Genomic DNA, 10024 nt, shown 5'->3' with positions numbered 1-10024 from the left:
AATTGGTAAACTTGGTTTTAGACAGTTTAAAAGAAAAAGGTATCATAAAATGTCATTTATTTGTGTATTATGAGAACGAAATTGGCAAAACATTTTGGGAAAAAACAGGGTGGTACAAACGCGATGAGTTACTTATTTACTCAAAAGATATCAAATAAATCAGGGGTTACTATTGATCACAGGTTTTCTCACAAATATACCGTTTGCCTTTTCCACCATCGCTATCATAAGAAAGGCTAATATCGTTAAATATATGGGATATAACCTTATATCGAAATGTTCTTGCAAAAATCCAAACAAGGGTGGCATAAGAGTTATTCCAAGATATGCAGAAGCCATCTGTACCCCTATAATGGAATGTGAAACATCCTTACCAAAATTACTTGGTGTTGAATGTATCAAACTTGGATATATCGGTGCACAACCTAAACCTATGAGAATAAGGCCTATAAACGCCGTATAATTGCTAAAAGGAAGAATCAATAGTAACAATCCTAAAATAATGATTCCTTGTCCTAAACGGATCATATTTTTATTATTCATTTTGAATGTTATAAATCCAGATATAAACCTTCCTATTGTAATTCCGAAATAAAATGAAGCAGCCCATTTGGCCGCTATTTCAGCAGCTATACCTCTATTTAGAACTAAATAACTTGCCGCCCACAAACCAGTAGTTGCCTCTAAAGCACAATAAGAGAAAAAGGCGATCATAATAGACATTGCCCCAGGTAAAGTAATAACTTCTTTTAAAGAATAATTTTTGTATTCTTCTTCTTCTTTGGTTTTGTTACCTGTTTTTTTCTCATTCCACAGCGGTAAAGTGAAGAACAGTACAGAGGTTAAAACAATCTGAATTAACGAAATAGTAAAATATCCAGAATTCCATTTAAAACCGTTAGTCAACAATATCCCCATAATATATGGACCAAGTGTGGCTCCAACTCCCCAAAAGCAATGTAACCAGTTCATATGTCTAGCTTTGTAATGTAGGGCAACAAAATTGTTAAGCGCCGCATCAACACTTCCTGCACCTAAACCGTAAGGTATCCCCCACAAACACAAATGCCAAAAAGAAGTTGAGATAGAAAAACCAAACAAAGCTATAGCAGTCATTCCAACGCTTATGGTGGTTAGTTTCCCAGTACCAAGTTTATGAATAGACTTACCGCTGAACAATGTTGAAACAATAGTTCCTCCAGAGATGATCATTGATATAATTCCTGCATACGATACGGGCACGTTTAATGTTTGAAACATGCTTGGCCATGCAGAGCCTAAAAGAGCATCTGGCAATCCAAGACTGATGAATGAAATATAGATAATCACTAGTAAGATAGAATACATATTAAAATCTCTCCGTTGATTTAAAATTTAAATGGGTTAGAATGATAGTATAGGTATTTTTAGTGACTGATTAGATTTACACCTTGAAAATTAATTACTGCATCTTAGTTGAAATTATATTATATAATATATTAAAAAGAAGATATATTTTCCTTAATTTTGCTATCTCGTTCTTGAGGGGTGTTCAAATCTCTTAGAGTGGAGTACCTCTATAATTAGATAGAGTGGAGGTGTAAGGATAATGGATTCAAATATTCAATTAAAAAATCAATTTGCCTGGACTTCTTTTTACATGGAGTTCGCGGACAAACTGTTGCCATATAAAGATAAACGTTCCCAGCTTCTTGTGTTGCTAAAAGGCGTTTATGAAGATTTAGGATTACGTTATCCCTTTATAGAAAAAGACGGTATGCCAATGGAGGATATTTGTCCGTTTACCGTATTCGGCTGTTTCAATAAAGGGATATCCACAGAAAACCGAATTGCTTTGATGAAAGGGATCGGTAGTAAACTAGGTGTTAAAGCTTCAGTTCCAACAGAGTTTGATGGTATCCCTGTATTAAACAACATGTCAGCTTGGTTTTTTACCGAAAAAAGTAAGCGAAAAGAAGATGACATTTCGAACCTCTGGGACGTATTTGACGCAGGAATAAACTATGCGGACAATCCTTCGGAAATCTCTAAAACAGCATTTATAGGATGTTACGATAAGGTAAGAAAGCAGCTTGGAATTAAGTGGAATTTGACCATGGGTTTGTATTGGATACGTCCCTTCTGTTATTTAAATCTTGATGAGCGTAACAGGAGTTATCTGATACAAGAAGGCTATCCTTACTATGCCAGCATTACTAAAATTTCTGACTTAAAGCAGCTCCCAAGTGCAAAAACCTATTTAGAACTCATTTCCGAATGTAAAGGAATCTTTGCAAAGAGCGAAAGCCCACATCACAGTTTCCCTGAATTGTCCTACGCAGCATGGATTATAACAACTTCGAGAGATCAGAATAAAAATGGCATTTCAAATGCTAAAAATAAAGTGGGATGGATTTTTCAGAGTAATCCAAAATACTATGATGTTATCGGTGCCATTAAAGATCTTGATGTTATAACCTTGAGCGTAAAACAATACCAAGACGAGATTAAAAAAGGAGATCGCGCATATATATGGATTTCAGGCCCTGAAAGTGGTATTGTTGCTTCAGGAATTATCAAATGTGACCCCGAAATCAGAGCAAGCAATGATCCTGACCGCTACGATGTTTCCGACAAAATAAATACAGAGGAAATTCCTGTCGTTGATATTGAACTGACGCATAAAATAACTGATGCTGTTATTAAGAAAGAAGTTTTATTAGCTGATGAACGGCTGAAGAATGTGAGTATTATTAATTTCCCCAATGATACAAACTTTAAATTAACTACCGAACAGGCTGATATCATAGATAGCATTATCAGTGGCAGCTATCAGGGTGTAGGACAAAAGTATACTGAAGAACTTTACGAGCCTTACACTGAAGAGGATTTCCTTAGTGAAGTTTTCATGGATACTGAGCGCTATGGTACATTGGTTAACCTCTTAAAAACCAAGAAAAACATCATCCTCCAAGGCGCACCCGGGGTTGGTAAAACTTTTGTTGCCAAAAGACTTGCTTTTTCTATAATGGGACAAAAAGACACCAGCAGGGTCATGATGGTTCAATTCCATCAGAGTTATAGCTATGAAGATTTTATTATGGGGTTCCGTCCGTCCAAAGATGGGTTTGAACTTAGACCAGGACCTTTTTATCAGTTTTGCAAGAAGGCACAGGATGATGATGAAAGAGATTATTTCTTTATCATTGATGAAATCAACCGAGGGAATGTAAGCAAAATTTTTGGTGAGCTGATGATGCTTATAGAAAAAGAAAAACGTGGAGAAAAGTTACACCTTCTTTACTCCAACGAATTATTTTCTGTTCCCAAGAATGTTTATATTATCGGCATGATGAATACCGCCGACCGTAGCCTTGCCATAATAGATTACGCTTTGAGAAGGAGATTCGCCTTCTTTGAGCTTGAACCAGCTTTTGACTCTGAAGGATTTAAAGCAATTATTCAACAAGCAAACAATCCCAAGTTTAACGCCCTGATTGAGCAAATTAAGTCTTTAAATGACTTTATCAGCAAAGATGAGTCTCTTGGCAGTGGCTTCAGAATTGGTCACAGTTATTTATGCCCAAATAGCGAAGTAACCGATAACTGGTTAAAGGATGTTGTTGAGTTTGAATTGTTGCCTCTCTTGCGAGAATATTGGTTTGATGAACCATCCAAAATAACGCTATGGGAAAAAAAGTTGAAGGAGGCATTAAATTTATATGATTAGGATTCAGAATATATACTATATGCTTGCTTATGCTTTTCAAGTTTTGAATGAAGAAGGCTATAAGCAGGTGGCAACCGAAGATTTCGAATATGCCTCCGATTTATTTGCGGCGATCCTTGCCAAAGGTATCAACAACCAAATTAAAAGGGGCTTAAGCAGGGAGTATATCAGCAAAACAGAAGCCATTATTTCACCTGCAGGTAAAATCAATGTCTCCACCTCCATTGTACAAAATTCAATGCTTAAAAAGAAAATTGTTTGTGATTATGATGAATTTACAGAAAACAGCTACATGAATAAAATTCTCAAAACTACTGCCATGCTATTGATACGCTGCCCGGAAGTATCAGCACAGTATAAAAAAGCTTTAAGGAAAGCAATTTTTTATTTTGGTAGTGTTGATGAAGTTAACCTTCGCAAAGTTCAGTGGTCTAGCATAAGATACCATCGGAATAACAATACATACAAGATGCTCTTGAACATTTGCTATCTGATTATCGAGAGCATGCTCATGACTGAACAAGACGGCTCCCAAAAGTTGGCGCGTTATATAGACGACCAGCGTATGCACAGGCTTTATGAAAAATTCGTATTGGAGTATTACCGCAAACATTATCCGCAGTTTAACGCTTCAGCCGCGATTATTAACTGGGATGTCGGCAGTGGGAGGATAGAATATTTACCCCAGATGCAATCTGACATAACTCTTAGATATAAGGGTAAAACCCTCATTATAGATACAAAATACTATGAACACACTATGCAAACAAACAGCTTATTCAACAACCAGACACTTCACTCTCAAAATATGTATCAGATATTCACTTATGTAAAAAACATGGATAGCACTCATTCGGGAAATGTAAGTGGTCTTTTGCTTTATGCCAAAACTGATGAAGATATTGTACCAGATAACGATTATATTATTGGTGGCAACCGTATTAGCGTTAAAACTTTGGACTTGAATTCGGACTTTTCCAACATATCTAAGCAGTTAAATGCAATAGTAGAGAAGCTTTTATTATAATTATCATAGTTTTTAATTTTTGTTTTAAACACTTCTTTAACAACTTCAAAAATTTTTTCAAACACATTGACAAAATTTGATATGATGTATATAATAGTATCATATCAAATAATTTTGATATGAGGTGATATTTTTGGCAACTGTTTATGAAGAACAGGCAAAAGTATTTAAAGCGTTTTGCGATGAAACACGTTTGAGAATACTTCAACTACTTCGTAGCGGTGAAAAATGTGCATGTGTTTTGCAAGAACAGTTGAATTTGGGGCAGTCGGGACTTTCCTACCACATGAAGATTCTGGTTGAATCAGGTGTTGTAGAGAGCAGGAAGGATGGGAAATGGACATACTACACAATTAGTGAAAAGGGTAGTGAGTATGCCGCTACTTTGCTGAAAAGGTTAACAACCCCTAAAGCGATTGCAAAAGGAAACAAATGCTGCAAAACCAAACCATCTAATGATAACTTTAAAGCAGAAAAACACATTGAAATTATTTGATATTAATATTATTTTATTGAAAGAAGAGCAGTCACAGTTTTGACCGATATGTCATCTATTATGGCGAGCTTTTAGAAGTGGTTGTGGTCCTAAAGATTTTGCAAAAAATCGAATAGAATTTGAAGGGTGGTTATATGAAAAAAAGCGAAAATACAGGGATCAGTTTTTTTGAAAAATATCTTACAGTGTGGGTTATCTTGTGCATGATTGCAGGTGTACTGATTGGTAGATTCCTTCCTGGAATTCCTGAGTTTCTCGGACGCTTCGAGTATGCCAATGTATCCATACCGATTGCCATACTCATCTGGTTCATGATCTATCCCATGATGCTGAAGGTCGATTTTCAAAGTATTAAGAACGTGGGCAAAAATCCAAAAGGGCTTTTTGTAACATGGGTGATAAACTGGCTCATCAAGCCTTTCACTATGTTCGGAATCGCCTGGTTATTTTTCTTTGTAATTTTCAAAACACTTATCCCTGTAGAGCTTGCCCAGGAGTATCTGGCAGGTGCCATACTTTTGGGAGCTGCACCTTGTACTGCAATGGTATTCGTATGGAGTCATCTAACAAATGGAAATGCCGCGTATACAGTAGTGCAGGTTGCAACTAATGACCTGATTATCCTTGTTGCTTTCACTCCCATCGTAGCATTTCTGCTTGGTGTAGGAGGCATATCTATCCCATGGGACACGTTGATTCTGTCTGTAGTTTTGTTCGTTGTCATTCCACTTGTAGGTGGAGTGATAACTCGGAACTATATTATCCGCAAGCATGGTCTGGAATATCTTCAGAACCAATTTATTCCAAAGTTTGGAAATGTCACGACCATTGGACTTCTTTTGACATTAGTCATTATTTTTTCATTTCAGGGCGATATTATTCTCAATAACCCTCTACACATAATTTTGATTGCAATACCCTTGATCATACAGACATTCCTTGTTTTTTTCATAGCCTATTTTTCAAGTAAGGCATTAAAGCTGCCGCATGATATTGCTGCACCGGCCAGTATGATTGGAGCGTCAAATTTCTTTGAACTTGCTGTCGCTGTTGCGATCTCTCTTTTCGGTACACAAAGTCCTGCCGCTCTTGCAACAATAGTTGGTGTTCTAACTGAGGTCCCTGTTATGTTGATACTTGTAAAGATTGCAAATAGTACAAAAGAATGGTTCAAGTATGCATAAACCAAAGGTTGATTTATGAAAATCCAATAGAAACCTTCTTCAATTTATTGGAGAAATGAAAACTGTTTTAAGTTGTGTAAAATTAAAGTATACAATTATATGAAGGAAATTAGGATGTTAAAAACATACAAGTTTCATATATATCCAACAAACAAGCAAATAAACAAACTTAACGAGTCATTTACAGTCCTTCTATTCCTCAATCCTTGACACCAATGCCACGGACTTGACTTGAAGTTTCGGCGCCAGAAGTGGGAGCAGACAGACTGCCATTATATGCGTCATTGCTTTATTCTTAACTTGTCAACAATTACTTTACCTTCTGAATCTAATAAAGGTGTAATACCCTTTGGCCCAATACCAGTATTCATTAAATAATTAACTCCAGTTCGAGTATCAACAACGATATAAATAGCACCTAATCCTAATGATTGTTCTTCTTTAATGACAAACCTTTCCTCTTTCTTCTGTTTTTTAAACATATAAAAATCTCCCTCGAATAATATTTATGGATGTGAAACTTAAAAATGGTACTAAAAATCTGCCAGGAGTATTGATTAAATTCATTTTAATAGGAAAACCGCCATAATAAAAAAGACCTTGAATTATTCCAGGACCTCTATCTCATCTCCAGGATGTATATATCCGCCCTTTATTACCTTTGTGAACACTCCTTCCATGGGCATAGCGCACCTACCCACTTGTTCAAAGATTGCACATTTTGTATGACATTTTTTGCCAATCTGACTGATTTCCATTACTGTCTCGCCTATCTTGAGCCTTGTCCCTACGGGATATTTATATAAATCTATACCCTCTGTCGTGAGGTTCTCTGCAAATTTTCCCGCACTAAGGCCCTCGATGCCCAATGCAGCAATCTTATCGATACTTTCCTGGCCTAATAGGCTCACTTGTCTGTGCCATTCTCCAGCATGGGCATCCCCCATCAGACCGTGGTTTTCCTTGAAATACCCCAAAGGTATCGGCTCCTTTATCACTCCCTTTTTCTGGCTTATATTAACTGCCGTAACCCTTGCCATATCCTATTCCTCCTCGTATAATATGTATGGATAAGAAACTTAAAATAGGTGGAAAAAGGTGGTTCTCAGTTTTTTGGCTTTACAAAGATTTAAACACCATAGGTTCCATTTATAGCTGGTTATTATAAGGTAAGAAAACAGTTTGGGGATTAAGTGAATTTGACTATAGAGCTGTATTAGATAGTTAACCTATCCTCGTCATCAATACTATTGACTCAACGTGCCTTAAGAGTATAAAAAGGATGTTGTACCAGTCTGGTACATCCTAGTGGCAGAGTACACTTCGGCAAACATAGCCTACTGTAAGCTTTTTACGTCAGGGTGGTTCTGTATTTTCCTGAGTTTGACAGTTATAAAAACGTAAGAATTTTAAAACAGGCATGAATAATTGAGAAAATAGTGTTTTGAACTTTTTCTGCTTTTTAAAAATGTTGCTACGAAAAAAATAGTTATTTTACCCTTACAAATTCACTTTTTTACATTCAGTTTACTAAAAACAAGGTCCAACGGTCAAAGTTAAGATTAAGTTTGAGTATGGTGTTCATTACTTTGATTATATTCTTTTTTTATTTCATCTATTACCAATTCGGAATAGAAATATTTTGATGATGATCTCTCGTTCTTAGGGTCAAGTTTTCGCTTATAACTTAAGGTTGGGTCTTCTTTTATTTTATCCATAATATTATAAAAATCTTTCTTTTGTTTAAAACCTGGAATTTCTTCCCGACACTTATCACGGACATTAGTAAACGTTAAAGGAAATTTATTAAAAATTTCGTCGTCAGATAAAGATACTTTCAGGGCGCTGGGATCGTTCACAGACTGATATTTGGTCACTTTTACTAATTTCGCGTCTGCTTGATCTGGTGATGTTAATGCAATTAATACATCACTGTTAGTTATTTTTTTAACGTTCTCTATATAAACACTAAAAGGTAAAACAATTGAATCCTCAATATTTTGTTCTTTCAGATCTTCGATTACTTTTACGATGTTATCGATGAAATCCTTTCCTTCCTTAGAAGGAACGTTATCTATTGCTTTTTTAGATAAAAAATCTTCAGGTTTGAATGGTTGTTTAAATCCTAGAGGCATAATGAATAACCCTTGTTCAGCTATTATGTCTCTCGAAAAATGCTCCTTAACAAATTCAACGTAATTTAATGCACAACGCGCAATCAGTGAAAAAATTAGCATCTCGAGAGAGTCTTGATAGAAGTGCACAATTTTATTTCTATATTCTTCTATGATACATAGATTTTCTTCAACAGCAGTAAAACTATTTGCTTTTTTCTTGTTCAAATAATCATTTACATATTTAACTGCTTTATTAAACGGGATTGTATGGCGATTATTTTCAAAAATATCTTTGCTTTTCACATATTTTCTGATAAAAGCTTTTAATATTAGTTCCCATGCATTTATGAGCAGCAAGGTAGTTGTTTCGTAACGATAAGTAATATTAGGCTTATTATGTATCTCAATAGCAGCAAAATAGGCAGCAATAGAATTTTGCAATAGATTTTTAATTGTATTACCCTTACCCATAATTTGTCCCCCCTCACATTCTGACTCTAATTTCGCTGTTAATTAGATTGGGAAGTAGGGTATCTCGGAGTTCAGATAAGGCAACGAATTTCAATGAATTCTTATATATATATATTTATACAGCAAATTGTTTTTCAAGGCCATCAATGATGCATCAAATTTTTAAAAGGTATAACAATTTCAATTGTTAAAAATTATGCTCTACTAAATAACAAAACTAAAAACTTTCGTAGCATCAAATATATTATATACCTCTTGCAATAATTTCATATTCTAGAATTTTGGAACCTTTATTTTAAACATTTTTTCCACAGCAACCACTCGAAGAGAAGAAATATTATAGCGTTTTAGTGTATTAATTTTTATAAGCTGTTTACAAAATTAGTGATATCCACCCTTTCCTTATCAAGAGCTTGGTCCGTTATATCGATTGCAGGTTGAAAAATACTTAAATTTCCTTGAAAATGGTTAAACTCGTTTATCAAAGTCTTCTTAGATGTGAGTCTAATTCGATTACGTATTTGCGCAATATCCTTTTCATCAGGGTAAGCCGCATTTATAATTTGACCTAACTGTTTGTTTTGATCAGTATCTATTTTAAATTTTTCGACAAGCTTCTTTTCGACCGCATTTACTAAACGAAAAGTGGTTCTTTCCATCAACGGTTGACTTGATTAGCCTCTGGTGATACAATGGATGAAAATCACTTGAGAGAGGATGAGAGGGATGGAAGAAATAGTTAAGTTGTTGGATGAGAACTTAGAATACGTTAAACATGAAGTATCGGGAGATAGAATAACAATTTGGGTGAAATCAGCTAAAAAAGAAGTAATCTGTCCATATTGTGGGAAACCATCCAAAAAAGTACATTCAAGGTATGAAAGAAGCTTTCAAGATTTACCGATACAAGGTAAAAAAACAACGATAGTTGTAATAAGAAGAAAGATGTTCTGTGAAAACAAAGAGTGTAAGAAAAAGACGTTTGCTGAACCTCTTGACTTTGTGGAACAAAAATTCAAA

Annotated in this window: 11 protein-coding genes; 6 read left to right on the top strand and 5 right to left on the bottom strand. The window is 35.2% G+C overall.

Features of this window, described 5'->3' with window-relative positions; all coding sequences use genetic code 11:
* Window positions 1–159: 159 nt before the first annotated feature.
* Window positions 160–1347, bottom strand: coding sequence for an MFS transporter (locus tag AA81_RS03085; RefSeq protein WP_103898164.1), 1188 nt, complete (start codon window positions 1345–1347; stop codon window positions 160–162).
* A gap of 241 nt (window positions 1348–1588) precedes the next feature.
* Between AA81_RS03085 and AA81_RS03080 the strand changes: the two genes are divergently transcribed.
* The 5 genes from AA81_RS03080 (at window position 1589) to AA81_RS14835 (ending at window position 6626) form a co-directional block, all read left to right on the top strand.
* Window positions 1589–3709: an AAA family ATPase gene (locus tag AA81_RS03080; protein WP_103898163.1), complete on the top strand. Its 2121-nt coding sequence runs from the start codon at window positions 1589–1591 to the stop codon at window positions 3707–3709.
* On the top strand, window positions 3702–4736 hold the full coding sequence (gene mcrC / locus AA81_RS03075) for a 5-methylcytosine-specific restriction endonuclease system specificity protein McrC (protein WP_103898162.1): 1035 nt from the start codon (window positions 3702–3704) through the stop codon (window positions 4734–4736). The genes AA81_RS03080 and mcrC overlap by 8 nt, the downstream gene beginning before the upstream one ends.
* Window positions 4737–4869: 133 nt before the next feature.
* On the top strand, window positions 4870–5232 hold the full coding sequence (locus AA81_RS03070) for an ArsR/SmtB family transcription factor (RefSeq protein WP_103898161.1): 363 nt from the start codon (window positions 4870–4872) through the stop codon (window positions 5230–5232).
* A gap of 134 nt (window positions 5233–5366) precedes the next feature.
* Window positions 5367–6416 (top strand): ACR3 family arsenite efflux transporter, encoded by a 1050-nt coding sequence (gene arsB, locus AA81_RS03065; protein ID WP_103898160.1) that lies wholly within the window; start codon window positions 5367–5369, stop codon window positions 6414–6416.
* A 99-nt stretch (window positions 6417–6515) separates the two neighbouring features.
* Window positions 6516–6626 (top strand): helix-turn-helix domain-containing protein, encoded by a 111-nt coding sequence (locus AA81_RS14835; protein ID WP_146050331.1) that lies wholly within the window; start codon window positions 6516–6518, stop codon window positions 6624–6626.
* A 71-nt stretch (window positions 6627–6697) separates the two neighbouring features.
* Here AA81_RS14835 and AA81_RS03055 read toward each other — a convergent pair whose 3' ends face one another.
* The 4 genes from AA81_RS03055 to AA81_RS03040 form a co-directional block, all read right to left on the bottom strand.
* Entirely contained in the window at window positions 6698–6898 is a 201-nt protein-coding gene (locus AA81_RS03055) for a DUF6440 family protein (RefSeq protein ID WP_012208263.1), read from the bottom strand.
* A 123-nt stretch (window positions 6899–7021) separates the two neighbouring features.
* Entirely contained in the window at window positions 7022–7456 is a 435-nt protein-coding gene (locus AA81_RS03050; RefSeq protein ID WP_012208262.1) for an MOSC domain-containing protein, read from the bottom strand.
* 522 nt (window positions 7457–7978) lie between these two features.
* Window positions 7979–9004 (bottom strand): DUF3644 domain-containing protein, encoded by a 1026-nt coding sequence (locus AA81_RS03045; RefSeq protein ID WP_012208261.1) that lies wholly within the window; start codon window positions 9002–9004, stop codon window positions 7979–7981.
* A gap of 362 nt (window positions 9005–9366) precedes the next feature.
* On the bottom strand, window positions 9367–9663 hold the full coding sequence (locus tag AA81_RS03040) for a hypothetical protein (RefSeq protein WP_103898159.1): 297 nt from the start codon (window positions 9661–9663) through the stop codon (window positions 9367–9369).
* Between the two features lie 67 nt (window positions 9664–9730).
* Here AA81_RS03040 and AA81_RS03035 point away from each other — a divergent pair.
* Window positions 9731–10024 (top strand): transposase family protein (locus tag AA81_RS03035; RefSeq protein ID WP_211292635.1); only part of this gene is annotated, 294 nt, incomplete at its 3' end.

Source organism: Petrotoga halophila DSM 16923 (assembly GCF_002924615.1).
The sequence above is the reverse complement of the archived record's forward strand: the minus strand, read 5'-3'. Positions and strand labels throughout refer to the sequence as shown.

Coding starts and splice junctions, on each gene's coding strand:
- AA81_RS03085 (WP_103898164.1), bottom strand. CDS start 1,347: ATGTATTCTATCTTACTAGTGATTATCTATATTTCATTCATCAGTCTT.
- AA81_RS03080 (WP_103898163.1), top strand. CDS start 1,589: ATGGATTCAAATATTCAATTAAAAAATCAATTTGCCTGGACTTCTTTT.
- mcrC (WP_103898162.1), top strand. CDS start 3,702: ATGATTAGGATTCAGAATATATACTATATGCTTGCTTATGCTTTTCAA.
- arsB (WP_103898160.1), top strand. CDS start 5,367: ATGAAAAAAAGCGAAAATACAGGGATCAGTTTTTTTGAAAAATATCTT.
- AA81_RS14835 (WP_146050331.1), top strand. CDS start 6,516: ATGAAGGAAATTAGGATGTTAAAAACATACAAGTTTCATATATATCCA.
- AA81_RS03055 (WP_012208263.1), bottom strand. CDS start 6,898: ATGTTTAAAAAACAGAAGAAAGAGGAAAGGTTTGTCATTAAAGAAGAA.
- AA81_RS03050 (WP_012208262.1), bottom strand. CDS start 7,456: ATGGCAAGGGTTACGGCAGTTAATATAAGCCAGAAAAAGGGAGTGATA.
- AA81_RS03045 (WP_012208261.1), bottom strand. CDS start 9,004: ATGGGTAAGGGTAATACAATTAAAAATCTATTGCAAAATTCTATTGCT.
- AA81_RS03040 (WP_103898159.1), bottom strand. CDS start 9,663: ATGGAAAGAACCACTTTTCGTTTAGTAAATGCGGTCGAAAAGAAGCTT.